The organism is Ramlibacter tataouinensis, from assembly GCF_027941915.1.
GTDB classification, from domain to species: Bacteria; Pseudomonadota; Gammaproteobacteria; order Burkholderiales; family Burkholderiaceae_C; genus Ramlibacter; species Ramlibacter tataouinensis_C.
The window spans coordinates 1051472-1075840 of the sequence record NZ_CP116009.1 but is presented as its reverse complement, the minus strand read 5'-3'; the positions used below and the strand labels follow the sequence as shown (position 1 = coordinate 1075840).

Annotated in this window: 22 protein-coding genes; 16 read left to right on the top strand and 6 right to left on the bottom strand. The window is 72.0% G+C overall.

The annotated features are described in order from the left end of the window. Positions 1–9 precede the first annotated feature (9 nt). From PE066_RS04950 to PE066_RS04940, 3 genes are all read left to right on the top strand, one after another. Complete coding sequence (locus PE066_RS04950; RefSeq protein ID WP_271235452.1) at positions 10–1008, top strand: aminopeptidase; 999 nt, start codon at positions 10–12, stop codon at positions 1006–1008. Positions 1009–1036: 28 nt separating this feature from the next. Continuing rightward, positions 1037–2005, top strand: coding sequence for a Bug family tripartite tricarboxylate transporter substrate binding protein (locus PE066_RS04945; protein WP_271235451.1), 969 nt, complete (start codon positions 1037–1039; stop codon positions 2003–2005). Positions 2006–2160: 155 nt separating this feature from the next. Next, complete coding sequence (locus PE066_RS04940) at positions 2161–2487, top strand: GNAT family N-acetyltransferase (RefSeq protein ID WP_271235450.1); 327 nt, start codon at positions 2161–2163, stop codon at positions 2485–2487. A 138-nt stretch (positions 2488–2625) separates the two neighbouring features. On the opposite strand, the gene PE066_RS04935 is transcribed toward PE066_RS04940, so the two are convergent. The 5 genes from PE066_RS04935 to PE066_RS04915 are packed head-to-tail and all read right to left on the bottom strand — an operon-like array spanning position 2626 to position 7799. Beyond that, the gene (locus tag PE066_RS04935) at positions 2626–3600 is read right to left on the bottom strand and encodes a Bug family tripartite tricarboxylate transporter substrate binding protein (RefSeq protein WP_271235449.1); all 975 of its coding nucleotides are present in this window, start codon (positions 3598–3600) and stop codon (positions 2626–2628) included. A gap of 36 nt (positions 3601–3636) precedes the next feature. Further along, positions 3637–3957: an NIPSNAP family protein gene (locus tag PE066_RS04930; protein ID WP_271235448.1), complete on the bottom strand. Its 321-nt coding sequence runs from the start codon at positions 3955–3957 to the stop codon at positions 3637–3639. Positions 3958–3982: 25 nt separating this feature from the next. Next, on the bottom strand, positions 3983–5704 hold the full coding sequence (locus PE066_RS04925) for an FAD-dependent oxidoreductase (protein WP_271235447.1): 1722 nt from the start codon (positions 5702–5704) through the stop codon (positions 3983–3985). Between the two features lie 20 nt (positions 5705–5724). Then, positions 5725–6990 (bottom strand): FAD-dependent oxidoreductase, encoded by a 1266-nt coding sequence (locus PE066_RS04920; protein ID WP_271235446.1) that lies wholly within the window; start codon positions 6988–6990, stop codon positions 5725–5727. Continuing rightward, the gene (locus PE066_RS04915) at positions 6987–7799 is read right to left on the bottom strand and encodes a shikimate dehydrogenase family protein (RefSeq protein WP_271235445.1); all 813 of its coding nucleotides are present in this window, start codon (positions 7797–7799) and stop codon (positions 6987–6989) included. The genes PE066_RS04920 and PE066_RS04915 overlap by 4 nt, the downstream gene beginning before the upstream one ends. Positions 7800–7871: 72 nt before the next feature. On the opposite strand from PE066_RS04915, the gene PE066_RS04910 reads away from it, so the two are divergent. Together PE066_RS04910 and PE066_RS04905 are read left to right on the top strand one after the other, a co-directional pair. Continuing rightward, on the top strand, positions 7872–8801 hold the full coding sequence (locus PE066_RS04910) for a LysR substrate-binding domain-containing protein (RefSeq protein WP_271235444.1): 930 nt from the start codon (positions 7872–7874) through the stop codon (positions 8799–8801). Between the two features lie 74 nt (positions 8802–8875). Next, on the top strand, positions 8876–9544 hold the full coding sequence (locus tag PE066_RS04905; protein WP_271235443.1) for a DUF1345 domain-containing protein: 669 nt from the start codon (positions 8876–8878) through the stop codon (positions 9542–9544). Positions 9545–9649: 105 nt separating this feature from the next. On the opposite strand, the gene PE066_RS04900 is transcribed toward PE066_RS04905, so the two are convergent. After that, the gene (locus PE066_RS04900) at positions 9650–10411 is read right to left on the bottom strand and encodes an IclR family transcriptional regulator (protein ID WP_271235442.1); all 762 of its coding nucleotides are present in this window, start codon (positions 10409–10411) and stop codon (positions 9650–9652) included. Between the two features lie 119 nt (positions 10412–10530). On the opposite strand from PE066_RS04900, the gene PE066_RS04895 reads away from it, so the two are divergent. The 11 genes from PE066_RS04895 to fabG all read left to right on the top strand — a co-directional run bounded on the left by PE066_RS04895 (position 10531) and on the right by fabG (position 24360). Further along, positions 10531–11505, top strand: coding sequence for a tripartite tricarboxylate transporter substrate binding protein (locus PE066_RS04895; RefSeq protein ID WP_271235441.1), 975 nt, complete (start codon positions 10531–10533; stop codon positions 11503–11505). 1 nt (position 11506) lies between these two features. After that, positions 11507–12394 (top strand): SDR family oxidoreductase, encoded by an 888-nt coding sequence (locus PE066_RS04890; RefSeq protein WP_271235440.1) that lies wholly within the window; start codon positions 11507–11509, stop codon positions 12392–12394. Continuing rightward, the gene (locus tag PE066_RS04885; RefSeq protein WP_271235439.1) at positions 12394–13542 is read left to right on the top strand and encodes an acyl-CoA dehydrogenase family protein; all 1149 of its coding nucleotides are present in this window, start codon (positions 12394–12396) and stop codon (positions 13540–13542) included. The genes PE066_RS04890 and PE066_RS04885 overlap by 1 nt, the downstream gene beginning before the upstream one ends. Then, the gene (locus PE066_RS04880; protein WP_271235438.1) at positions 13542–15155 is read left to right on the top strand and encodes an acyl-CoA carboxylase subunit beta; all 1614 of its coding nucleotides are present in this window, start codon (positions 13542–13544) and stop codon (positions 15153–15155) included. The genes PE066_RS04885 and PE066_RS04880 overlap by 1 nt, the downstream gene beginning before the upstream one ends. A 28-nt stretch (positions 15156–15183) precedes the next feature. Further along, positions 15184–16347 (top strand): acyl-CoA dehydrogenase family protein, encoded by a 1164-nt coding sequence (locus tag PE066_RS04875; RefSeq protein WP_271235437.1) that lies wholly within the window; start codon positions 15184–15186, stop codon positions 16345–16347. Further along, complete coding sequence (locus PE066_RS04870) at positions 16347–17225, top strand: enoyl-CoA hydratase/isomerase family protein (protein WP_271235436.1); 879 nt, start codon at positions 16347–16349, stop codon at positions 17223–17225. The genes PE066_RS04875 and PE066_RS04870 overlap by 1 nt, the downstream gene beginning before the upstream one ends. Continuing rightward, positions 17222–19228, top strand: a complete 2007-nt coding sequence (locus PE066_RS04865; protein WP_271235435.1) for an acetyl/propionyl/methylcrotonyl-CoA carboxylase subunit alpha — start codon at positions 17222–17224, stop codon at positions 19226–19228. Before PE066_RS04870 ends, PE066_RS04865 begins: the two co-directional genes overlap by 4 nt. Further along, complete coding sequence (locus tag PE066_RS04860; protein ID WP_271235434.1) at positions 19225–21030, top strand: acyclic terpene utilization AtuA family protein; 1806 nt, start codon at positions 19225–19227, stop codon at positions 21028–21030. Before PE066_RS04865 ends, PE066_RS04860 begins: the two co-directional genes overlap by 4 nt. A gap of 2 nt (positions 21031–21032) precedes the next feature. Then, positions 21033–22253, top strand: a complete 1221-nt coding sequence (locus PE066_RS04855) for a CaiB/BaiF CoA transferase family protein (protein ID WP_271235433.1) — start codon at positions 21033–21035, stop codon at positions 22251–22253. 26 nt (positions 22254–22279) lie between these two features. Further along, complete coding sequence (locus PE066_RS04850; protein ID WP_271236506.1) at positions 22280–23548, top strand: acetyl-CoA hydrolase/transferase family protein; 1269 nt, start codon at positions 22280–22282, stop codon at positions 23546–23548. A gap of 62 nt (positions 23549–23610) precedes the next feature. Further along, positions 23611–24360 (top strand): 3-oxoacyl-ACP reductase FabG, encoded by a 750-nt coding sequence (gene fabG / locus PE066_RS04845; protein WP_271235432.1) that lies wholly within the window; start codon positions 23611–23613, stop codon positions 24358–24360. Positions 24361–24369 lie beyond the last annotated feature (9 nt).

The following is a 24369-nucleotide window of genomic DNA, read 5'->3' as shown; positions in this document are numbered from 1 at the left end:
AGATTCTCCATGTCCCAGAAACTGATCGAGATCGCCAAGGTATTCCAGACACCGCTGAAGCTCAACGCCAAGGCCGGCGACAAGGTTCTCATCATCACCGACACCGGGATGGACCCGCTGCTGTGGCAAGGCCTGGCCACTGCCGCCAACTGCCTCGACATGGAGCCGGTGGTCACGGTGATGACGCCGCGCGCGCACCACGCGGCCAACCCTGCCAGCCCGGTCGTGCACGCGGCGCGCGATCCGGAGGTCGACCTCGTCGTCTACCTCACCAGCACGGCGATGGCGCACGCGCGCATCACCGACGACCTGGTCGATGCCAACAAGAAGTTCATCCTGATGGAAGAACTCACCGTCGCCATGCTCGCTCCGGGCGGCCCCGCCTGGGCCGACTACGAGGCCATGAACCGCCTCGGGCTGAAGATCGCCCAGGTCTATACCGAAGGCAGCCAGGTGCGCGTGACCTGCCCCAACGGGACGGACCTCACCGCCAGCATCGTGGGCCGCCCCGGCCGCTCGATCGCTGGCATGCCGCTGGCGCTGCACCCCGGCAAGGGCGGCGGCTGCGCCTTCCCCGATGGCGAGGCGCACGTCTGCCCGGTGGAAGGCACGGGCGAAGGGCGGGTGGTGTTCGACCTCACGGCCCACTCGGTGGGCCTGCTCAAGGAGCCGATCATCCTGACCATCAAGAAGGGCATGGTGACCGACATCGAAGGCGGGGCCCAGGCGCAGGCCTGGCGCAAGATCCTGGAGCAGGCCAACGATCCGGCCAGCTACAACTGCCCGGCCGAGGTTTCGATCGGCCTGAACAGGAACGTGACGCCCACAGGCTCCATGCGCACCGACAAGAAGATGTACGCCACGTCGCACATCGGCGTGGGCGACACCATCGTGCTGGGCGGCACCTGCCACGCCAAGCTGCGCCTCGAAGGCGTGATCCGCCACCCGGAAATTTCCGTCGATGGCCAGACGCTCACCCGTGGCGGCCGCATCCTGCTGGACGCCTGACAGTAACCAACCTCCAAGGAGACAAGATATGGATCGCCGTTCCGCTACCGCCGCGCTGCTCGCCCTGGGTCTGGCACCGCTTGCCGCCCGGGCCCAGGCCTGGCCGGCCCGCACCATCAAGATCATCAATCCGTTTCCGCCCGGCTCGCCGGTGGACGTGGTCTCGCGCAGCGTGGCGCAGGCCCTCGAAGGCGGCCTGAAGCAGACCGTCATCGTCGACTACAAGTCGGGCGCCGGCGGCACCATCGGCGCCGGCGAAGTGGCGCGCGCGCCGGCCGACGGCTACACGCTGCTGGTCACGTCTTCGTCCACCCACGTCATCGCGCCGGCGCTGCGCCGGCAGCTGCCTTACGACGCGACCAAGGACTTCGTGCCGGTGGCGATGATCGGCTACGGCCCGACCGTGATCGTCGTGCATCCTTCGGTGCCGGTGAACACGCTGGCCGAGTTCGTGCAGTTCGTCAAGGCAAACCCGGGCAAGGTGAGCTATGCCTCGTCCGGCCCGGGCACCATCCTGCACCTCTCCGGCGAGCTGTTCGCCCACAAGACGAGCACCCAGCTGCTGCACGTGCCCTACAAGGGTGCGGTGCCCGCATCCACCGACCTGCTGGGCGGACAAGTGCAGGCAATGTTCGATTCCATCTCGAACGCCTCGCCGCAGGTACGCGCAGGCAAGCTCAAGGCGTTGGCCGTGCTGACCCCCGAGCGCACCCCGCTGCTGCCCGGCGTGCCCACCGCGATCGAGGCCGGCTTCCCGGGGCTGGACTTCCCGGCCTGGCTCGGCGTGTTCGCGCCGGCGGCCACGCCGAAGGACGTGGTGGATCGGGTCGCCGCGACGCTGCAGTCCGCCCTCGTGCAGCAAGAGGTCGCGAGCAAGCTGATGCAGTCGGGCATCACGCCCGCCTTCACCGCCGGCGATGCGTTCCGGGCCAAGCTGGCGGCCGACCAGAAGCTGGTGGCAGACCTGGTGAAGGTAGCGAACGTGCCGCAGCAGTAGAGGGATCGCGAAAGGGCCGCGGCAGCAGCGTCAGGCGGGTCGCCCGACGAAGGAGGCGCAGCTCTGTCCCTGCTGCCGTCACCCGCCGCGACGCGGGCCCGGCCCTGCGCCGCGCGCATACTGGCCACCGCGCACGCATGCGCATGGAGGCCCCCATGGAAGATGCAACGGCGGGCGATGCTTTCCAGTTCTCGGACAACCGGGAAGGGCATCGCTTCGAACTGCACGTCGGCGGCGAGCTGGCTGCCTTCGCCGAGTACAACCTGCTGAAGACCGGCGTGCTCTTCACGCATACGGAAGTGCTGCAGGCCTTCGAGGGCCGCGGCATCGGTTCGGCGATCGCGCGCTACGCCCTGGACGAGGTGCGCCGCCGCTCACTGCTGGCGATGCCGGCCTGCCCGTTCATCGCGGGCTTCCTGCGCAAGCACCCCCAGTACCACGACCTGGTCTCGCCCGAAAGCCGACGCGCCTACCGGATCTGAGCGGCAGCGACCCGCGGGCCAGGTGCGCTGCCGAAATCGCGATGCGCTGGGGCTTGGAGCCCCAGCAATGGGTCGGGCACGCGCAAGGCGTGCCTTTCCTTGCGCTGGCGCGGTGCCGCCGGTGCACCGCGCCGGGGTTCATTCGGACGTGACCTTGGCGGTGCGCATCACCTGCCCCCACACCTGGCGCTCGCGGTCCATCAGCGCGGCCAGCTCGGCGGGCGAGGAGCCGACCGCCGCGAAGTACTGCTGCTGCAGCCTGCCGGCCACGGCCTCGGAGCGGATGATCTTGACCAGTTCCTGGTTGACGCGGGTGATGACCGCCGCGGGCGTCTTGGCCGGTGCCAGCACGGCGTGCCAGGAGATCGCCTCGAAGCCGGCATAGCCCTGCTCGGCGATGGTCGGCAGGTCGGGGAGCGCGGTGGTGCGCTGCAGGGTGGACACGCCCAGGACCTGCAGCTTGCCGGCCTGCACGTGGGGCATGGCGACGCTGGGCACCGTGAACGCCACGTCGAGTTCGCCGGCCAGGATGGCGTTCATGACCTGCGGCAGGCCCTGGTAGGGCACGTGCAGGGCGTCGACGCCGGCGCGCGACTTCAGCAACTCCATCGCCAGGTGGGTCGCGCTGCCGTTGCCGATGCTGCCGTAGTTCAGGGCGCCCTTCTTCTCGCGCGCGATGCGCACGAAGTCCGCGACGCTCTTCGCGCCGAGCCGGGGGCTGGCGACCAGCACGTTCGGGGACGTCGCCACGTGCGTCACCGGTGCCAGGTCGCGCGCCGGGTCGTGGTTGAGGTTGGGCGTCAGCAGCGGCGTGGTGACCAGCGGCCCCTGCGTGGTGAACAGGAAGGTGTGGCTGTCCGCTTCCGAGCGGGCCACGAAGCCAGTGCCCAGGCTGCCGCCGGCGCCGGGCTTGTTCTCCACCACCACCGGTTGCCCCAGCACCTTGGACAGCGGCTCGGTCAGCAGGCGGGCCACCACGTCCGGCGAGCTGCCGGCCGGGAAGGTGACGACCATCCTGACGGGGCGCGCGGGCCAGGCCTGCGCAAGCGCGGGCAGGCCCACGGAGGCGGCGCCCAGCGCGCCGGCGGCCTGGAGGAAATGACGACGTTGCATGGTGATTCTTTCCTTCGAAGGGTGCGGCCGCGGCGCTCAGCGCAGCGGCGAAAACTCGGTGCCGCGCATCAGGCGCGACTCGAGATGGACGACGGCGTCCAGCTCCTTGTTCTTGCGGCCGAATTCCTGCCAGCGCGGGTCGGCCGCCATGCGGGCGCGGCGCTCGTCGCGATCGTCGGCGCTGGCGAAGGCCCACAGGTGGACCACCTGGTTGACGGTGCCGACATCGGTGGTGAAGAAGCCGACCAGCTGGCCGAGGTGTTCCAGCTGCACGGGCAGCGCCTCGGCCTGGTACAGGCGCAGCCAGTCGGCCTGGCGCGTCGGCCGCAGGGTGTAGGTGCGTAGTTCGTAGATCATGGGCGTTCCTTGGATGCGATGGAGATCAAATGGTTCGGCGCGGGTTCGTGGCCCGCTCGGCGGCGTGCGCCGCGGCGATGTAGCCGAAGGTCAGGGCCGGGCCCAGCGTGATGCCCGGCCCCGGGTAGCTGCCGTCCATCACGGAATTCATGTCGTTGCCGACGGCGTACAGGCCGTCGATCGGCTGGCCGTCGGCGGCAAGCACCGCCGCGCTGGCGTCGGTGAGCAGGCCGCGGGCCGACCCGAGGTCGCCCGGATACAGCGTCACGGCGTAGAACGGTCCGTGGCGCAGCGGGGCGAGGCAGGGGTTCGGGCGATGGTTCGGATCGCCCATCGACTGGTTATAGGAAGACGTCCCCTTGCCGAACGCCGCGTCCACGCCGGCTTCGGCGTCCTTGTTGTAGCGCGCGACCTCGGCCTCCAGCGTCGCGGGCGGCACGCCGAGGCGCGCGGCGAGTCCGGCGAGCGTGTCGGCGCGCAGCAGGTAGCCTTGCTCCAGCAGTTCCGCCTGGCTGGACGGCCCCGGCCGGGCCAGCCCGAGGCCGTAGGCCTTCAGCGTCGCGGCGTCGCAGACCAGGTGGCAGGGCACGTTGTCGCGGGGCTCGCGGTGCATGGCCTGGACGAAGCGGTGGTAGGAGTCGGCTTCATTCACGAAGCGCTTCCCCAGCCGGTTGATGGCGATGATCCCCGGCTTGGCGCGGTCGGTCACCAGGTGCGGGAACTTCTCGGTCGTTCCGTCGGCGCGCTGCAGCACCGACACCGGCGCCCAGAAGAAGTTGGAGGCCAGGCCGGCGCCGGCGGCCGCACCGATGGACTGGCCGAGCGCCAGGCCGTCGCCGGTGGCGCTGCCGGGTGACATCGTGAAGTGCGGCTGGCCGGTCGCCGGCAGGTCCTGCTCGGCCTGTGCGCCGGCGCCGTAGCCGCCGGTGGCCAGGATGACCCCGGCGCGCGCGCGGATCTCGCCGGCGCGGCCATGGCGCACGTACTGCACGCCGCGCACCTTGCCGCCTTCGGCCAGCAGGCCGGTGACCTCGGTTTGCAGCCACAGCGGCACGCCCAGTTCGAACGCCGTCGTGGCCAGCCGCGCCACCAGGGCGTTGCCGGTGGTCAGGCGCGTGCCGCGCGGGTGCTGCAGGCGATCGCGGCCGTGCCGCAGCAGCAGCTTCGCGCAGTGCCAGGCCGAGCGCGGCGATCGGCTCGCATTCAGGAAATGCTGGATGTCCACGCGGTTCACCATCATCCCGCCGAACACCATCATTCCCTCGGGCGGCCGGCGCAGGTGGCGGAACCGATCGCCCAGGCGCCGGCCGTCGTACTCCAGCACTTCCAGCGTGCGGCCGCCGTTGGAGGCCCCCTCGCGCTCGGGGTGGTAGTCGGGCGACACCGGGCGCACCCGGAATGCCAGTTCCGAGTGCGCCTCCAGGAAGCGCAGCGCCTCAGCCCCCCGCTCGAGGTAGGCGTCGACCAGCTCGGGGCGGTAGCCCGGGCCGATGACGTTGCGCAGGTAGGTGCGGGCGCGATCGAGCGAGCTGTCCAGGCCTTGCGCTACCGCGGCGTCGTTGCCGGGGATCCAGATGGCGCCGCCGGAAATGGCGGAAGCGCCGCCGAAGCTGGCGGCCTTCTCGATGACCAGGGTGCGCAGTCCGCGGCGAGCGGCGGTCACGGCGGCGGCCAGCCCCGCAGCCCCGCTTCCCAGGACCACCAGGTCGAAGCCGTCGTCGCCGTGCGCAGAGCTTGCAGTCGTCATGTCGTTGTCGTGGTTTCGAATCAGAGGAGGGCGCCTTGCGCGGCGAGGACGCGGCGCAGTTCGCCCGGGTCGTCCTGGCGCCCTTGCGCCAGCAGGGCGGCGGCGGCGCCGGCGGCATGGCCGCTCGCGAACGCCGTGCCCATCACCCGCAGCGAGCCATACAGCTGCGGGTCGCAGCCGATCACGCGGCCGGCGAGGTACAGGTTGTCGATGGCGTCGGCCCGCAGGGCGCTCGGCGCGAGGTCGAAGAAGCCTGCGCCGCCCAGCGCCATGAAGCGCACCCTACCGGGCGCCTCGTGGATTTCCAGGGGCCAGGCGGCGCGGCCGACGCCGTCGGCGCGCTGCCGTCCGGCCAGCCCGTCGTCGGCGCCCATGTCGCCGCGCGAGCGCGGCCGCCGGCTCTCGCGGATGCCCAGCTGCGGGCCGCTCGCGAGCAGGTAGGCGTGCTCGAACCCCGGCAACTGCCGGATCATGCCCAGGCTGGCATGGGCGGCCTCGCGCGCGGCGGTCTCGGCGCGGGTCTGGTCGGCCGCGGAGATGCCGTCGGTGACCAGGTCCACCGCCATCCACCAGAAGTCGCGCGACTGCGGCAGGCGCAGCAGCACGCCGCCGTCGGCGCGCTCGATCTTCCAGGGCGAACGCGCGTTGTGCTCGCGCACGAGCTCGGCGAGCCGGGCGCGGTCGGGTTCCACGTCCGGCGGCACGCCGCCCAGGCGCACCGGCAGCGAGCCCGGCTGCAGCTGGGCGCCGGGTCCGCCGGGCTGCGTGAACGGCACGCCGGCGCGGGCGCACAGGTCCGCCTCGCCGCTCGCGTCCACGAAGCTGGCCGCTTCCACCTCGCGCAGGCCGCGGTGGTCGGCCAGCGTGAGCGCCTCGATCCGGTTGCCGCTCACGGTCGCGCCGACCAGCAGCGTGTGCAGCGAAAGCTCCACCCTGCTGGCGAGCACCAGCCGGTCGAAGGCCAGCTTCAGCGGTTCGGACTCCAGCATCACGATCCAGCGCCCGCCGCGCGAGCGCACCGGGTCGGTCGCGACGCCCAGCTGGCGCAACTGTCCCAGCAGCTCGCCCCCGATCCCGTGCACGGCCTGCACCGGCTGCTCGCCACTGAGGTAGAAGCCGCAGTAGGCCAGCACCTGGGAATTGGTCGCCGCGCCGCCGAGAAAGCCATAGCGTTCGATCAGCAGCGTGCGTGCACCGCTGCGGGCGGCTGCCACCGCGGCCGCGGTGCCGCCGGCGCCGCCGCCCACCACCACCACGTCGTAGCGTTCCCGCGCCCGCGGGGTCATGCGTGCGACTCCGGCATCACGCCCATGGCCACGCCGAGGTGGCCCAGCTGCGCCTTGGCCATCTCGGGGCCGGTCTGCACGGTGCACCCCCTGGTGCGTGCCAGCTCCAGCAACGGCGTGACCACGGGCGAGGTGACGACGTCCGCCACGTGTGCGGTGGCTCCCAGGGTCTGCAGCAGCGCGGGGTCGAGCGGCAGTGCGCCGGTGTCGCCCATGCCGACCGGCGTGGCGTTCACCAGCAGGTCGACGCCTGCGAGACTGGCGCACTCGAGCTGCAGGTCCACCTCGGGAAAACCGTTGCGCAGCACCGCCGCGAGCCGGGCCTGGCGGCCGGCGTCGACGTCGAGCAGGGCGAGGCTGCCGACACCGGCTTCGCACAGCGCATAGGCGATCGCGCTGCCCACCCCGCCGGCGCCGACCACCACGGCGCGGGCGCCGGCCGGTGCGAACCCGTGGGCCTGGGCGGCGCCCAGGAAGCCGAGCCCGTCCACCATGTCGGCCACCAGGCGGCCATCGGCTTCGCGCCGCACCACGTTGACGGCGCCGAGCGCGGCGGCGCGTCGGCTGAGCGCGTCCACGCGCGTGGCAAACGCCTGTTTATAGGGGACGGTGACCACGCAGCCGCGCAGGTTCTGCCAGCCGCGCAGCAGGGCAAGGCAGGCGTCGAGCTCGCCCGCCCGCACGTCCATCGGCACCATCGCCAGGTCCGCGCCGGCAGCGTCGAACCAGGCGTTGAAGTTCTCCGGCGATTTCACCTGCGCGATCGGCGAGCCGATGATCGCGACGAGTTGGGTCGTGCCTCTGATCATGGGGCGGCAGTGTCGGCCAGCACCGGGCGGCCCCGCAAATACATTCTCGTCGGTCCTCCATAATCCATGTTTATGGAGTCCCGCCCGCCGACGCCCCGTCCCCGGCTCACCGAGCGCCAGATCGAGGTGTTCCGCACCGTGATGATCACCGGCTCGATCACCGCTGCCGCCAGGCAGCTGCACGTGGCGCAGCCGGGGCTCAGCGTCACCTTGAGCCGGTTCGAGAGCCAGCTCGGCGTGCGGCTGTTCGAGCGCATCGGCGGCCGCCTGCTGCCGACCACCGAGGCGCGGCAGATCTTCGAGGAAGTCGAGCGTGTCTACGGGCAGTTCGACAAGCTGGTCGACAGCATCCAGGCGGTGGTGCGCGGCGACGCCGGCGTCTTCCGCTTCGGCACCACGCCCAGCGTCGGCGTGAAGCTCGTGCCGCGGGCCCTGCGCCGGCTGCGCGACCGGCAGAGCGAGCGCGTCTACTACTGCGACTTCCTGGCCCAGAAGGACATCCGCGACTACCTCTGGTTCGATCGCGGCGCCTGCGTGGCGTCGATCGCCGACATGGACGACCCGACGGTGGCGTCCACCGTGGTCGCGCACGGGCGGCTGGTGTGCGTGCTGCCGCGGCGCCACCGCCTGGCCGGGCGCACCGCGCTGTCGCCGCGCGACCTCGCCGGCGAGACCCTGATCTCCTTCGAGAAGGACACCCCCCATGGCCGCCTGATCGATGCGGCCTACCAGCGGGCCGGTGCCGCGCGCGAGATCGCCGTGTTCGTGCGCTTCGTCGAGTCCGCGCTGTCCTTCGTCGCCGAAGGCATCGGCATCACCATCGTCGATGAGTTCGCGGCCATGGATTGCCGCCAGCAGGGCCTGGTCGCCGTTCCGCTCAAGGGCAGCCCGAGCGTCCCGGTCTATGTGCACTGGTGCAAGTTCCGCCCGCGCGCGCGCAGCGTGGAGGAGTTCGTGCAGGCACTGAAGGCGGTCAAGGCCGAGCTCGGGCAGGCCGCCTGAGCCCCGGGTGCCGAGCTGCTCCCGCATCGGCACGCCGTTCTTCAAGCGTCGGGTGTGGGTGCTAGGCTCCGCGCGTGATCTCCCTGGTCGACCGGTTCCGTCAGGCTGGGCTGCACCGTCCCCGGCTCCTCGCCGCTGCAGCCGCGGGAGCGATTGCCTTCTTCCTCCTGCCCCACGACTGGACATTCACGGCGCGGGTGCTCGTGGCGTGGAACCTGGGCGTGTGGCCTTACCTGGCCACCTTCGCGTGGCTGGCCCTGCGCACGAGCGCAGAAGGCGTGCGCGGCATCGCCAAGCAGGAGGACGCCAGCAGCGCCGGGTTGATGGTGGTCATGTGCGGCGCGGCGGTCCTGAGCCTGGCCGCCATCGTGGTGGAACTGGCCCGCGGCGACCGCTCGGGCGAGAGTGCGCCGTTCGTCTATGGCGTGACCGCACTGACCGTGGTGGGCTCGTGGCTCCTCATCGCCGCCCTTTATACGTTCCACTACGCGCACCTCTATTACTCCGCGGCCCCGAACCGGTTGCCCCTGGAGTTCCCGGAGGGGCTGCAGTCGCCTTCCTACGTGGACTTCATGTACTTCGCGCTCACCATTGCGGTGGCGGTCCAGACATCGGATGTCTCGGTGCGCACGACGCCGATGCGGGCCACCGTCATGGTGCAGTCGGTGCTGTGCTTTTTCTTCAACCTCGCGATCCTCGGGCTGTCGATCAACATCGCGGCTGGGTTCGCGCAAGGACGTTGACGTGCGGGATGGCGCGAGCCTGGGACCAGTCGATGCCCGCGGCTGGAGCCGGCGGGGCTGATCCTTCGCAAGCCGAAGGTGCCCCGGCCGGGGAAGGGGCTTGCGTCACGCCAGCCCCGCCTTCCTGCATTCCTCCCGCATCGCTGCGGCCAGCTGCACCGCCCGGACGCGCGGCAGCCGGGTCCGTGGCGCCAGCACGCTCATCGCGGCGTCGCTGTAGCCTTCCAGCGGAAAACCCAGGCCGACGCCGGTCACGCCGCCGGCACCGGCGTACGAGTAGCCGGCTTGCCGGGTGGCGGCCGCCCAGCGCAGCAGCCGGGACCGGCCGACTTCGTGCAAACCGTATTCCGCCGCATGCCGCGCGTAGTGCTGCGCCACCGCCTCGTCGCTCAGCCGCGCCAGCAGCGCGATGCTGCCCACCCCCAGGCCCAGCAGGCGGGTGGCGCCGACATTGAGCGGAAAGGAACGGACCTTGTTGGCGCCTTCCTCCAGGTGCAGGCACAGGCTGTGGTCGCCGTGGCGCACCACCAGGAACACGTTGTCGCCCGACAGCCGCGCCAGGGTCTTCATCACCGGCCGGCAGCGGTCGACCATGGGCGGGCGGTCCATCGCCGCCGCGCCGATCGCCATCGCACCCAGTCCCAGCCGGTACAGCCCGGACTCGTCGCGCTGGACCAGGGCCTCGCGCTGCAGGGCCGAGGCGATGCGCCAGGCGGTGGTGCGGTCCAGGCCGGTCAGCTCCACCAGCTCGCGCAGCGGCAGTCCGCGGACGTGGTGGCGGGCGACCTGCGCCAGCACCGCCGCCGCACGGCCGATCGCCTGGGCACCGGGGGGGCCGTCGGCGGAGCGGGCGGGGCTGCGGGGCATGTGCACATTGTGCACATTTCGCCTTCCCTCGATTGCACCCGCATGCACTCCATCGTTCAATCGGGCCCGTCCCGGCCGAGGACGGCGGGACTCCCGTGAACCACACCAAGGAGACAACCATGGCTACCCTCATCAGAAGACAGGTCTTGCGGGTCCTGGCCGCCGGCGCCGCGCTCGGTGCGCTCGCCGCCCACGCGCAATCCGACTACCCCACGCGGCCCGTGACGCTGATCGTGCCCTTCGCGGCGGCTGGCGCCACCGACCAGTTGCTGCGGCACATGGCGGAGATCGCCGGGCGCGAGCTGGGGCAGACCGTGGTGGTGGACAACAAGCCCGGCGCCGCCGGCGTGCTGGGCGCCAACCACCTGGTGCGCGCGACCCCGGACGGCTACACGCTGTCGATCCTGCCGGAGTCGGTGTTCCGCGTGCCGCACCTGCAGAAGACGCAGTTCGACCCGCTGAAGGACTTCACCTACGTGATCCACCTCTCCGGCTATGCACTGGGCGTGGCGTCGCGCACCGACTCCCCATACAAGGACTGGCCCGCCATCGTGGCCGAGGCCAGGAAGCGCCCGGGCCAGATCAGCTACGGCACCACCGGCGTGAACGGCACCATGCACATCACCATGGAGGAGATGGCCCAGCGCGCCGGCATCAAGCTGAACCACATCCCGTACAAGGGCGAGTCCGAGATCATCGCGGCCCTGATGGGCGGCCACGTGGACCTGGGCGTCACCGCCGGCTCCATCGGGCCCATGGTGGACGACGGCAAGGCGCGCGTGGTCGTGCTGTGGACCGAGAAGCGGGTGCCGCGCTGGCCGGACGTGCCGACGCTCAAGGACGTCGGCCTGGACATGGTCTCCAACTCGCCGTTCGGCATCGCCGGTCCCAAGGACATGCCGGCCCCGGTGGTCCGCAAGCTGCACGACGCCTTCCGCAAGGCGCTGGAGGCGCCGTCGACCAAGGCGCTGCTGGAGCGGCTGAACCAGGAGACCGCCTACCTGGGCAGCACGGACTACGCCAATTTCGCCCGGGAGCGCTACGAGCTTTCGCGCCAGCAGATGCAGCGAATGGGCCTCAAGGCCGCCAACTGACGTGGGCTACCGATCCGTCTTCCGCCCCGGGCAGTTCGACGGCCAGGTCGTGCTGGTCACCGGTGGCGGCAGCGGTATCGGCCGCTGCTGCGCGCACGAGCTGGCGGCGCTGGGTGCGAGCCTGGCGCTGCTGGGCCGCACCAGGGACAAGCTGGATGCCGTCGCGGCCGAGATCGCCCAGGCGCAGGGCTGGAGCGAGGCCACGGCCGCCCGCCGCGTCAGCCGCCACGCCTGCGACATCCGCGACGAGGCCCGCGTGCAGGCCGCGGTGGCCGAGGTGCTGGCGCACCACGGCCGCATCGACGGCCTGTTCAACAACGCCGGCGGGCAGTACCCCTCGCCACTGAAGGACACCAGCCAGAAGGGCTGGGAGGCGGTGGTGCGCAACAACCTGACCGGCGGCTTCCTGGTGGCGCGCGAGTGCTACACGCAGTGGATGGAGGCCCACGGCGGCGCCATCGTCAACGCCGTCGCCGACATGTGGAACGGCATGCCCGGCCTGGGCCACTCCGGTGCGGCCCGCGCCGGCATGGTGAACTTCACCGAGACGGCGGCCTGCGAATGGGCGGTGGCCGGCGTGCGCGTGAACGCGGTGGCGCCGGGCTGGATCGCCTCCAGCGGGCTGGACACCTATCCGGAGGACTTCAAGGCGCGCATCCGCAAGCTCGCGCGCAAGGTGCCGCTGCAGCGCCTGGGCACCGAGCCGGAGGTGTCGGCGGCCGTGGTCTTCCTGCTCAGCGAAGCGGCCGCCTTCATCACCGGCACCACGCTGCGCGTGGACGGCGGCGTACCCAACGCCAAGCACACCTGGGCGCTGCCGCCCCACGACAAGTCTCGCCCCTACACGGGCTTCCCGCTGTACCGCATGCCCGATTTCCTGCAAGAGTGATGCTGCAAGCCCCCAATCGCCGCCACTACACGGCGGACCACGAACTGTTCCGCGCCAGCGTGCGCCGCTTCTTCGAGAAGGAAGTCGCCCCCTTCGCCGACGCGTGGGACGAAGCCGGCGGCTTTCCGCGCGAGCTGTACCGCAAGGCCGCCGAGGCCGGCCTGCTGCAGCCCGGGTTTCCGGAAGCCTATGGCGGCGTGCCCTGCGATTCGTTCCACCGCGTGATCCTGTTCCAGGAGCGCGCCTGGGGCGGCTCGGGCGGGGTCGCCTCGGGCCTGTTCTCGCACACCATCGGCGCCCCGCCGATCGCTGCGGCAGGCAGCGAGGAGCTGAAGGCGCGCGTGCTGCCCGGCATCCTGGCCGGCGAGACCATCTCCGCGCTGGCCATCACCGAGCCGGGCGGCGGCTCGGACGTCGCGCAGCTCGCCACCACGGCGCGGCGCGAGGGCGACCACTACGTCGTCAACGGCAGCAAGCTGTTCATCACCTCGGGCATGCGCGCCGACTGGATCACGGTGGCCGTGCGCACCGGCGGGGAGGGCGCGGGCGGCGTGTCGCTGCTGCTGGTGCCGGGCGACGCGCCGGGCCTGACGCGCTCGGAGCTGAAGAAGATGGGCTGGTGGGCCAGCGACACGGCGGAGATCGGCTTCCACGACTGCCGCGTGCCGGCCGCCAACCTGATCGGCGAGGAGGGCCGGGGCTTTCCGATCCTGATGCGCAACTTCAACCACGAGCGGCTGCAGCTGGCGGCCGCGGCCTGCGGCTACGCGCAGGTGTGCCTGCACGATGCGGGCGACTGGGCGCGCCAGCGCCGCACCTTCGGCCGCCGCCTGGCGGACCACCAGGCGATCCGCCACAAGCTGGTGGACATGGCCACCCGCATCGAGGCCACGCGGGCGATGCTGGACGACCTGGCCGCGCGGCTGGACGAGGGCGAATCGCCGTTCGCGCAGATCGCCATGGCCAAGAACTTCGCCACCAACACCTTCCAGTTCTGCGCCGACCAGGCGGTGCAGATCCTGGGCGGCATGGGCTTCATGCGGGGCACCCGGGTGGAGCGCCTGTACCGCGAGGTGAAGGTCATGATGATCGGCGGCGGCGCCGAAGAGGTCATGAAGGACCTGATCGCCAAGAGACTGGACATCTGATGCAGCCGTTCGAAACCCGCCTCCACCCGGCCTCCGAGGCCTTCCAGGCACAGCGCGCGGGCATGCTGGCGCTGATCGAGCAGCTGCGCGGGCTGGAGCAGCGCGCGGCCGATGCTTCGGCCCGCGCCGCTGCCGCGTTCGCCCGCCGCCGCGCCCTCTTGCCGCGCGAGCGCGTGGCGCGCCTGCTGGACCCCGGCGCCCCCTTCCTGCCGATCGCCAACCTGGCCGGCTACGGCATGGACGATCCGGACCCGGACCGCTGCATCCCCGGCGGTTCGCAGATCGCCGGCATCGGCATCGTCTGCGGCGTGCGCTGCATGGTGGTCGCGACCGACTCGGGCATCGACGCGGGCGCGCTGACCGAAGCCGGCAACCAGAAGCTGATGCGCTGCCAGGACATCGCGCTGCAGAACCGGCTGCCCTTCCTGCACCTGGTGGAATCGGCCGGCGCCAACCTGCGCAAGTACCGCGTGGAGAAGTTCATCCGCGGCGGCGGCATGTTCTACAACCTGGCACGCCTGTCGGCCGCCGGGCTGCCGGTGATCACGGTGGTGCACGGCTCGTCCACCGCGGGCGGCGCCTACATGCCGGGCCTGTCCGACTACGTGGTGATGGTGCGCGGCCGCGCCAGGGCCTTCCTGGCCGGGCCGCCGCTGCTCAAGGCCGCCACCGGCGAGATCGCCACCGACGAGGAGCTGGGCGGCGCCGACATGCATGCCTCGGTCAGCGGCCTGGCCGAATACCTGGCCGAGGACGACGCGCACGGCATCGCGATCGCGCGCGACATCGTGGCGACGCTGGGCTGGGATGCGGCCACGCAGGCGCAGGGCTTCCTGCCGCCGCGGCTGGACCCGCAGGAGCTGGCCGGCGCCATGGTGCTGGAGCACCGCAAGCCCATGGACATGCGCGAGGTGATCGCGCGCCTGGTGGACGACTCGCGCTGGATGGACTTCAAGCCCGACTACGGCCTGGCCACGGTCTGCGGCCACGGGCGCATCGAAGGCTTTCCGGTCGGCTTCATCAGCAACAACGGGCCGATCGATCCGGCCGGCGCGACCAAGGCCGCCCAGTTCATCCAGGCCTGCAACCAGTCGGGCACGCCGATCGTCTTCCTGCAGAACACCACCGGCTTCATCGTCGGCCGCGCCTCGGAGGAGGCCGGCATGATCAAGCACGGCTCCAAGATGATCCAGGCGCTGGCCAACTCGCAGGTGCCGCACGTCACCATCCACTGCGGCGCCTCCTTCGGCGCCGGCAACTACGGCATGTGCGGCCGTGCGTTCCAGCCGCGCTTCTGCTTCTCCTGGCCCAACGCGCGCACCGCGGTGATGGGCGGCGAGCAGGCCGCGACCACGATGGACATCGTGGCGCGCCAGCAGGCCGGGCGCAAGGGCGTGGCGCTGGACGAGGCGCGCCTGGCCGCGCAGAAGGCCGAGATCGTCGACAACTTCGAGCGCCAGGCCGGCGCCTTCTACACCAGCGGCCACCTGCTGGACGACGGCGTGATCGACCCGCGCGACACGCGGGCCGTGCTCGCCTTCCTGCTGGCCACCTGCCGCGAAGCCGCGGCGCGCAAGCCGCGCCCGGTGCAGTTCGGCGTTGCCCGCTTCTGAATCCGTTTGACCGCACAAAAGATCCGACATGCTCTACACCAACGAACACCGCGAGCTGATGGCCAGCATCCGCCGCTTCGTCGAAAGCGAGATCGACCCCTTCGTGGACGAATGGGAGGCCGCCGAGTTCTTCCCGGCGCACGAGCTGTTCCGCAAGATGGGCCAGCTGGGTTTCCTGGGCATCACCAAGCCCGAGGCCTACGGCGGCATGGGCCTGGACTTCTCCTATGCGCTGGCCGCCGCCGAGGCAATCGGCTACGCCCGCGCGCAGGGCGTGGGCATGGGGATCGGCGTGCAGACCAACATGGCGACGCCGGCGCTGGCCGCCTTCGGCTCCGACGCGCTGCGCAGCGAGTACCTGGCGCCCAGCATCGCGGGCGAGCTGGTCGCCTCCATCGGCGTGTCCGAGCAGGGCGCGGGCTCGGACGTGGCGTCGCTGAAGACCCGCGCGCGGCGCGACGGCGACGACTACGTGATCTCCGGCTCCAAGATGTGGATCACCAACGGCACCCAGGCCGACTGGATCTGCCTGCTGTGCAACACCGCCGAGGGCGCGCCGCACAGGAACAAGTCGCTCATCGTCGTGCCGCTGAAAGAGGGCGGCAAGCGCACCCGGGGCGTGGAGATCCAGAAGATCCGGAAGTTCGGCATGTGGAGTTCCGACACCGCGCAGGTCTTCTTCGACGAGGTGCGGGTGCCGGTGCGCAACCGCATCGGCGAGGAGGGCATGGGCTTCATCTACCAGATGAAGCAGTTCCAGGAGGAGCGGCTGGACGGCGCGGCGCGCCGGCTGGGCGGCATCGCCCTGATCGACGAGACCGTGGCCTACCTGCGCCAGCGCCAGGCCTTCGGCAAGCCGCTGCTGGACAACCAGTTCATCCAGTACAAGTTCGCCGAGCTCAAGACCGAGCTGGAGGCGCTGCGCTCGCTGACCTACCGGGCGACGCTGGCCTACATCCAGGGCGAGGACGTGATCGAGCTGGCCTCCATGGCCAAGCTCAAGGCGGGGCGCCTGGGCCGCGAGATCGCCGACTGGTGCATGCAGTTCCAGGGCGGCATGGGCTACACCTGGGACAACCGCGTCTCGCGCGCCTACCGCGACTACCGGCTCGGCTCCATCGGCGGCGGCGCGGACGAAGTGATGATGATGGTGATCGCCCGCAAGATGGGCCTGATGGACATGGGGGCCTGATGCGCACGGGCGATTTCGAGACCCTGCTGGTGCAGCGCCAGGCCGACGTGCTGTTCGTGACGCTGAACGTGCCGCACACGCGCAATGCGCTGTCGCCCGAGGTGGTGGCGGAACTGGGACGGGCACTGGCGACGGCCGAAACCGACGCGGAGCTGCGTGCGCTGGTGCTGCGCGGCGCCGGCGGCTTCTTCTGCGCCGGCGGCAACATGGGCAGCTTCCAGGCGCGGCTCGATGCCGGCGCGAGCGGCCGCGCGCTGGCCGACGACCCGGTCGCCACGGCCAACCGCGAGTTCGGCCGCTTCATGCAGCGGCTGGCGTCGCTGCCGGTGCCGCTGGTGGCGGCGGTGGAAGGCGCGGCCATGGGCGGCGGCCTGGGCCTGGCCTGCGCGGCCGACCTGGTGCTGGCGACGGCCGACGCCAAGTTCGCACTCAGCGAGACCTCGCTGGGCATCGTCCCGGCCCAGATCGCGCCCTTCGTGGTGCAACGCACCGGCCGGCGCATCGCCACCCGGCTGGGACTCACGGGCGAGCGCGTGAGCGGGGAGGCGGCGGTGCGGCTCGGGCTGGTGGACGAGCTGGCCGCCGACAGCGAGGCGCTGGACGCGCTGCTGGCGCACTGGCTGGGCCGCATCGGCGCGTGCGCGCCGCACGCCAACCGCGAGCTCAAGCCGCTGCTGCGGCGCTGCGGCAACGAACCAGTCGGGCCGCTGCTGGACGACGCGGCGCTCGCGTTCTCGCGCTGCCTGCGCGACGAGGGCGCCGAAGGCATTGCGGCTTTTCGCGAGAAGCGTGCCGCGGCCTGGCTGCGCGAGCTGACGCCGCAGGCCGTGCGCGCGGCCCGCCTGCCCGCGCCGGCTGCCGGCGGGAGCGGCGCATGAGCACCGCCAAGCAGCTGCGGCCCTTCCACACCGTGCTGGTCGCCAACCGCGGCGAGATCGCGCTGCGCGTGCTGCGCACCGTGCGCCGCATGGGCTACGGCGCGGTCGCCGTGTATTCGGAAGCCGATCGCGACAGCCCGCACGTGCAGGCCGCCGACCGCGCCGTCTGCATCGGCGGCGCGGCGCCGCGCGAGAGCTACCTGGACATTGCGGCGATCGTCGCGGCCGCGCAGCGCGCCGGCGCCGACGCGATCCATCCCGGCTACGGCTTCCTGGCGGAGAACGAGGACTTCGCGGCGGCCGTGGACGCGGCCGGCCTGGTGTTCATCGGCCCCTCCGCCGATGCGATCGGTGCCATGGGCAACAAGGCGCGGGCCAAGCGGCTGATGCAGGACGCCGGCATGGCCTGCACCCCCGGCTACCAGGGCGAGGACCAGGGCGACGCGGCGTTCGCCGCCGCCGCGCGCGACATCGGCTACCCGGTGATGGTGAAGGCGGCGGCGGGCGGCGGCGGCCGGGGCATGCGGCTGGTGCACGAGCCGGGCCTGCTCGCGGCCGCGCTCGCCTCGGCCCGCTCGGAAGCGCAGCAGGCCTTCGGCTCGGGCGAGCTGATCCTGGAGCGCGCGATCCTGACGCCGCGCCACGTCGAGATCCAGCTGCTGGCCGACGCGCACGGCCACTGCATCCACCTGGGCGAGCGCGACTGCTCGGTGCAGCGCCGCCACCAGAAGCTGGTCGAGGAAGCGCCGTCGCCCGCCGTCGATGCCGACTTGCGCGAACGCATGGGCGCCGCGGCGGTGCGCGCGGCCCGCGCCATCGGCTACATCGGCGCCGGCACGATGGAGTTCCTGCTGGACCGTGACGGCCGCTTCTACTTCATGGAGATGAACACGCGGCTGCAGGTGGAGCATGCCGTGACCGAAGCCGTCACCGGGCTGGACCTGGTGGAGTGGCAGCTGCGCATCGCCGCCGGCGAGCCGCTCACGCTGCAGCAGGACGACGTCCGGCTGCGCGGCCATGCCATCGAGGTGCGGCTGACGGCCGAGGACGTGGCGGCCGGCTTCCTGCCACAGACCGGGCCGGTGCTGCGCTGGCAGCCGCCGGACGCGGCCGGCGCCGATGTGCGCGTGGACCACGCGCTGGCGGAGGGAGGCAGCGTCTCCCCCCACTACGACTCGATGGTCGCCAAGCTGGTGGCGCACGGCGCGACCCGCGACGAGGCGCGCCGCAAGCTGCTGGCAGCGCTGCGCCGCACGGTGCTGCTGGGGCTGCCGAGCAACCAGGGCTTCCTGGCCGACTGCCTCGCCGACCCGGTGCTGGCTGAAGGCAGCGGCGTGCACACCGGCTTCATCGAGGAGCGCTTCGGCGCCGCGCTGTCGCGCCGGGCCGTGCCGGAAGACCGGACGGTGGCGTTCGCGGCGCTGGCCGCGCTGGCGGATCGGCTCGATGCCTTCGACGCCTCGCAGGCGCCCCTCGCGTCCGGAGCGCCCACGCTCGCGCTGGCAGCGGCCGGCGCGCAGTGGGAGCTGCGGCTGCAGCGGGCCGGCGACGGCTGGCGGCTGGAGCTCGCGCGCGACGGCGCCGAAGCCACGCGGCTGGAGCTGCGCGCGCCGCGCCGGCAGGCCGGCGGCGCCCGGCTCGAGGCCGAGATCGACGGCCTGCGCGAGTCGGCCTGGGTGGCGGCCGAGCGCGACACCCTGCATCTCTTCCACGCCGGGCGCGCCTGGACCTTCGAGCGCATCGGCGCCCATCGCACGCGCGGCGATCAGGCGGGAGCCAGTGGCAGCGTCACGGCGCCGCTCACCGGGCGGGTGGTGGCCGTCGCCGTGGCCGCCGGCGAGAGCGTGCAGGCCGGGCAGCGCCTGGCCGTGCTGGAGGCGATGAAGATGGAGCACACGCTGGTGGCGCCGATCGCCGGCCGCGTGGCGGAACTGTGCGTCGCCGCCGGCGGCCAGGCCGCCAAGGGCGCGCTGCTGATGCGCATCGAGGAGGTGCCGGCATGAGCCGGACGGTGCGCATCGGCGGCGCCTGCGGTTTCTGGGGCGACAGCGCCACCGCCACGCCGCAACTGCTGGCCGTGCCCGGCCTGGAGTACCTCGTCTACGACTACCTGGCCGAGACCACGATGGCGATCCTCTCGCGCGCCCGCGCCAAGTCGCCGGAGCTGGGCTACGCGGCGGACTTCGTGCAGGCGGCGATGGCGCCGCACCTGCGCGCGATCCTGGCGCAGGGCGTGCGCGTGGTCAGCAACGCGGGCGGCCTGAACCCGCAGGCCTGCCGGGACGCGCTGGCGGCGATCGCCGCCCAGCAGGGGCTGAGCCCGCGCATCGCGATCGTGACCGGCGACGACCTGCTGCCGCGCTTCGAGGCGCTGCGCGCCGCCGGCGTGCGCGACCTGGCCACCGGCGAGGCGCCGCCGGCGCAGCTCGGGTCCGCCAACGCCTACGTCGGCGCGCGCGGCATCGCGCAGGCGCTCGCCATGGGCGCCGACATCGTCATCACCGGCCGCTGCGTCGACAGCGCCGTGGTGCTCGGCGTGCTGGCGCACGAGTTCGGCTGGGCCTGGGAGGGCGGTGCGCAGGACTGGGACCGCCTGGCCGCCGGCACGCTGGCCGGCCACGTGATCGAATGCGGCGCGCAGGCCACCGGCGGCCTGTTCACCGACTGGCGCGAGGTGCCCGACTGGGCCCACATCGGCTACCCCGTCATCGACGTGGCGGCGGACGGCACCTTCGTGCTGTCCAAGCCCGAGGGAACCGGCGGCCTGGTCCACCCTGGCGCCGTGGCCGAGCAGGTGCTGTACGAGATCGGCGATCCGGCCAGCTACCTGATGCCGGACGTGACCTGCGACTTCCGGCAGGTGCGCGTCGAAGCCGGCGCGCCGGGCACGGTGCGCGTGAGCGGCGCCCGCGGCCGGCCGCCGACCGCCACCTACAAGGCCAACGGCACCTATCGCGACGGCTTCCAGCTGCAGCTGATGATGGCCATCCGCGGCATCGATGCGGCGGACAAGGCGCGGCGCACCGCCGACGCACTGCTGCAGCGCACGCGCGAGCAGATGGCCGCGCAGGGCTGGGGCGACTATGCCGAGACCTGCGTCGAACTGCTGGGCGCCGAGTCGCATTACGGCCCGCATGCGCGCGCGCTGCCCACGCGCGAGGTGGTGCTGCGCATCGCCGTGCGGCACCCGGAGCGCGAGGCCCTGCAGTTGCTGCAGCGCGAGTGTTCGTCGGCCGGGACTTCGATGGGCCCCGGCACGCGCTCGACCTTCGCCGGCCGGCAGGACGTCCAGCCGGTGGTGAAGGTGTTCTCGTTTCTGGTGGCCAAGCCGGAGGTCGCGTTGCAAGTGGCGCTGGGCGATGCGCGGCAGGACGTGCCTTGTCCGCCCCTGGGCCCGGAACAAGCGGCAGTACCGTTGCCCCCGCTCCCGGCTTCGACCCCCGCGAGGCGCACGGTCGAAGTGCCGCTGGTGGCGCTGGCCTGGGCCCGCAGCGGCGACAAGGGCGACGACGAGAACATCGGCGTGATCGCCCGCCGGCCCGAATACCTGCCCGTGCTGGTGGCGGCGCTCACGCCCGAGCGCGTGCGCGGGTACTTCGCGCACCTGGTGCGCGGCGAGGTGCGGCGCTACGAGCTGCCGGGGCTGAACGCGCTGAACTTCGTCCTGGGCGGGGCCCTGAGCGGCGGCGGCGTGTGCAGCCTGCGCTCGGATCCGCTCGGCAAGTCCTACGCGCAGATGCTGCTGGACCTGCCGGTGACCGTTCCCGCGCAGCTGCTGGGCAGCTGCGCCAACCCCTCGGAGTGAGCATGCAAGCCATCCTGGAAGGCATCAAGGTGCTGGACCTGACCCGGGTCGTCGCGGGGCCGCTGTGCACGCAGGTGCTGGCGGACATGGGCGCCACCGTCTTCAAGATCGAGCGCCCCGGCCAGGGCGACGACACGCGGCGCATGGGCCCCTTCCTGGCCGATCCGCAGACCGGCGGGGACAGCAACGACTCGGCGCTGTTCCTGGCGTACAACCGCGGCAAGCGCTCGCTGACGGTGGACATCGCCGAGCCGCGCGGCGCGGCGCTGGTGCGCCGGCTCGCGGCGCGCTGCGACGTGGTGGTGGAGAACTACAAGGTGGGTACGCTGGCGCGCTACGGCCTGGACTACGCCACGCTCGCGCGGGACAACCCGCGCCTGGTCTACTGCTCCGTCACCGGCTTCGGGCAGGACGGTCCCTACGCGGCGCGCCCCGCCTATGACTTCATCCTGCAGGGGCAGGCCGGGCTGATGAGCACCTGCGGCCGGCCCGACGGCGAACCCGGCGGCGGTCCGATGCGCACGGCCATCCCGATCGCCGACGTGGTGACGGGGCTGTACGCCGGCAACGCGGTCCTGGGTGCGCTGCTGCATGTCCAGCGCACCGGCGAAGGCCAGCACCTGGATGCGGCCATGCTCGACGCCTCGGTGGCGCTGAACGGCCATCTGGCCGTCGGATACCTCATGACGGGCCGGCTGCCCTCGCGCATGGGCAACAGCAACCCGATCGCGTCGCCGTCCGAGGTGTTCGACTGCGCGGACGGGCAGCTCATCGTGGCGGTGGGCAACAACGGCCAGTTCGACGCCCTGTGCCGGCTGCTGGGCCTGGAGCAGCTGCCCGCCGATCCGCGCTTTGCCACCAACGCCTTGCGCGTCACCCACCGGCTGGCGCTGCGGGAGGAGCTGGCGCCTTGCTTTGCGCCGCGCCGCCGCGCCGAGATCGTGGCCAGCTTCGAGCCGGCCGGCATTCCCTGCGGGCCGATCAACACCATGGCCGACGTGTTCGAGGATCCGCAGAGCCGCCATCGCGAGTTGGTGCAGCGGGTGCCGCATGCGCGCGGCGGCGAGGTGGACCTGTTGCGCAGCCCGCTGCGCTTCTCGCGCACGCCGGTGCAGCACGGCAGCCCGCCCGTGCTGGGCGAGCACACGGCCGAGGTGCTGGCGGCCGAACTGGGGCTGTCCGAGGCGCAAGTGCAGGCGCTGGCCGCCGAGGGCGTAGTCTGATCCTTGGAATGCCTGGCCTGATGCAGATGGAAAACGCCGCAGCGCTCGACCTGTCGCGCTGGATCCGCCCCGGGGATCGGGTGTGCTGGGGCCAGGCGACGGCCGAGCCGCTGACGCTGACCCGGGCGCTGGTCGCCCAGGCGGACCGGCTCGGGCACTTGCGCCTGTTCGTCGGCATCGGCGCCTCCGACACGCTCGCCGCCGCGCCGGCGGCCGGCCTGGAGGTGCTCAGCTACTGCGGCGCCGGCACCCACCGGGCGCTCGCGGAAGCCGGCCGGCTGGAGATCCTGCCGGTCCACTATTCGGCGCTCCCCACGCTGATCGCGCAGGGAACGCTGCGCATCGACGTGGTGCTGCTGCAGGTGTCTGCGCCCGACGCCGATGGCCTCTACAGCCTGGGCCTGGCCAACGACTACCTGGTGCCCTGCATCCAGGCCGCGCGGGTGGTCATCGCCGAAGTCAACCCGGAAGTTCCGTTCACCTTCGGCAGCCGGCTGCTGGCCGCCGAGGACTTCGACCTGCTGGTCGAGGCCGGACATCCCCCGCTGGAGAGTGCGACGCCGCGCCGCAGCGTTACCGACGCCGAGATCGCCAGGCGGGTGGCCGGCCTGGTGGAAGACGGCGCCACCCTGCAGATCGGCATCGGCGCCATCCCGGATGCCGTGCTCGCCGCGCTGCACGGGCACCGCGATCTCGGCCTGCACACCGGTGCGGCCAGTGACGGCGTGGCCCTGCTCGCGCAGCAGGGCGTCCTGACGAATGCCCGCAAGAGCATCGACCGCGGCGTGGGTGTCGCCGGCCTGCTGATGGGTGGCGCGACGCTGCGCCGCTGGGCGAACCGCAATCCGGCGCTGCACCTGCGCGGCTGCGAGTACACGCATGCCGCCGACGTACTGGCCCGCATCGACCGCTTCGTCGCCATCAACTCCGCGATCGAAGTGGACCTCACCGGCCAGGTGAACGCGGAGGTCGCCAACGGCGTCTATGTCGGCGCGGTCGGCGGTGCGGTGGACTTCCTGCGCGCAGCGGCGCGCAGCCGCGGCGGCGTGCCGATCGTCGCGCTGCCTTCGATGGCCGGCAGCCGCAGCCGGATCGTCGCAACCCTCTCCGGACCGGTGAGCACGGCGCGCAGCGATGCCGGCATCGTCGTCACCGAGCACGGCAGCGCCGATCTGCGCGGCCAGCCGCTGTCAGCGCGCGTGCGCCGGATGATCGAGATTGCCGCTCCCGAACAACGCGAAGGGCTCGAGCGGCAGGCCCGCGAACTGCTCGCTCGCCAGGGAGCCCCGCTCTAGCAAGCCCCCGCGGGCGCCCGATGTTTCGCCGCGCCGCGCGGCGTCCCCCACAGGAGAAAACCATGGACATGGGAATCGAAGGAAAGGTCGCGATCGTGACCGGCTCGGCGCGCGGACTGGGCGCCGAAACCGCGCGTCGCCTCGCCCTGGAAGGCGCCAGGGTGGTGGTCACCGACATCAACGCCGAAGGGGCGCGCGCCACGGCCGAGGCCTTGCGCGCCGAGGGCCTGCAGGCGCACTGCGTCATCGGCGACATCACCCGCGCCGCCGACGTGGACCGGCTGGTGCAGGAGACGCTCGCGACCTTCGGCGGCATCCACATCCTGGTGAACAACGCCGGCTTCCCGCGCGACCGCTACCTGGTGAAGATGACGGAGGAAGACTGGGACCTGGTGATCCAGGTCATGCTCAAGGGCGCCTTCCTCGTCACCAAAGCCGTCATGCCCACGCTGATCGCGCAGGGCTGGGGGCGGGTGGTGAACATCAGCTCGCGCGCGCACTTCGGCAACCCGACCCAGGCCAACTACGCAGCCGCCAAAGCCGGCCTGATCGGCATGGCCAAGGCGCTGGCGCAGGAAGAGGGGCGCTACGGCATCACGGTCAACTGCGTCGCGCCCGGCTTCATGGAAACCGAGATGGTGCAGGCGCTGCCCACCTACGAGCAGATCCGCGACAAGGCGATCCAGGCGCAGCCGATCAAGCGGGTCGGCCGGCCGCAGGACGTGGCCGATGCCGTCGTGTTCCTGGCCTCCGAGCGGGCCGGCTTCATCAGCGGCGAGGTGCTGCACGTCACCGGCGGCCGCTTCGGCTGAGCACGCCAC

Bases quoted from the DNA above. Each gene is read 5' to 3' on its own strand.
- PE066_RS04950 (WP_271235452.1), top strand. From the start codon at position 10: ATGTCCCAGAAACTGATCGAGATCGCCAAGGTATTCCAGACACCGCTG.
- PE066_RS04945 (WP_271235451.1), top strand. From the start codon at position 1,037: ATGGATCGCCGTTCCGCTACCGCCGCGCTGCTCGCCCTGGGTCTGGCA.
- PE066_RS04940 (WP_271235450.1), top strand. From the start codon at position 2,161: ATGGAAGATGCAACGGCGGGCGATGCTTTCCAGTTCTCGGACAACCGG.
- PE066_RS04935 (WP_271235449.1), bottom strand. From the start codon at position 3,600: ATGCAACGTCGTCATTTCCTCCAGGCCGCCGGCGCGCTGGGCGCCGCC.
- PE066_RS04930 (WP_271235448.1), bottom strand. From the start codon at position 3,957: ATGATCTACGAACTACGCACCTACACCCTGCGGCCGACGCGCCAGGCC.
- PE066_RS04925 (WP_271235447.1), bottom strand. From the start codon at position 5,704: ATGACGACTGCAAGCTCTGCGCACGGCGACGACGGCTTCGACCTGGTG.
- PE066_RS04920 (WP_271235446.1), bottom strand. From the start codon at position 6,990: ATGACCCCGCGGGCGCGGGAACGCTACGACGTGGTGGTGGTGGGCGGC.
- PE066_RS04915 (WP_271235445.1), bottom strand. From the start codon at position 7,799: ATGATCAGAGGCACGACCCAACTCGTCGCGATCATCGGCTCGCCGATC.
- PE066_RS04910 (WP_271235444.1), top strand. From the start codon at position 7,872: ATGGAGTCCCGCCCGCCGACGCCCCGTCCCCGGCTCACCGAGCGCCAG.
- PE066_RS04900 (WP_271235442.1), bottom strand. From the start codon at position 10,411: ATGCCCCGCAGCCCCGCCCGCTCCGCCGACGGCCCCCCCGGTGCCCAG.
- PE066_RS04895 (WP_271235441.1), top strand. From the start codon at position 10,531: ATGGCTACCCTCATCAGAAGACAGGTCTTGCGGGTCCTGGCCGCCGGC.
- PE066_RS04885 (WP_271235439.1), top strand. From the start codon at position 12,394: ATGCTGCAAGCCCCCAATCGCCGCCACTACACGGCGGACCACGAACTG.
- PE066_RS04880 (WP_271235438.1), top strand. From the start codon at position 13,542: ATGCAGCCGTTCGAAACCCGCCTCCACCCGGCCTCCGAGGCCTTCCAG.
- PE066_RS04875 (WP_271235437.1), top strand. From the start codon at position 15,184: ATGCTCTACACCAACGAACACCGCGAGCTGATGGCCAGCATCCGCCGC.
- PE066_RS04870 (WP_271235436.1), top strand. From the start codon at position 16,347: ATGCGCACGGGCGATTTCGAGACCCTGCTGGTGCAGCGCCAGGCCGAC.
- PE066_RS04865 (WP_271235435.1), top strand. From the start codon at position 17,222: ATGAGCACCGCCAAGCAGCTGCGGCCCTTCCACACCGTGCTGGTCGCC.
- PE066_RS04860 (WP_271235434.1), top strand. From the start codon at position 19,225: ATGAGCCGGACGGTGCGCATCGGCGGCGCCTGCGGTTTCTGGGGCGAC.
- PE066_RS04855 (WP_271235433.1), top strand. From the start codon at position 21,033: ATGCAAGCCATCCTGGAAGGCATCAAGGTGCTGGACCTGACCCGGGTC.
- PE066_RS04850 (WP_271236506.1), top strand. From the start codon at position 22,280: ATGGAAAACGCCGCAGCGCTCGACCTGTCGCGCTGGATCCGCCCCGGG.
- fabG (WP_271235432.1), top strand. From the start codon at position 23,611: ATGGACATGGGAATCGAAGGAAAGGTCGCGATCGTGACCGGCTCGGCG.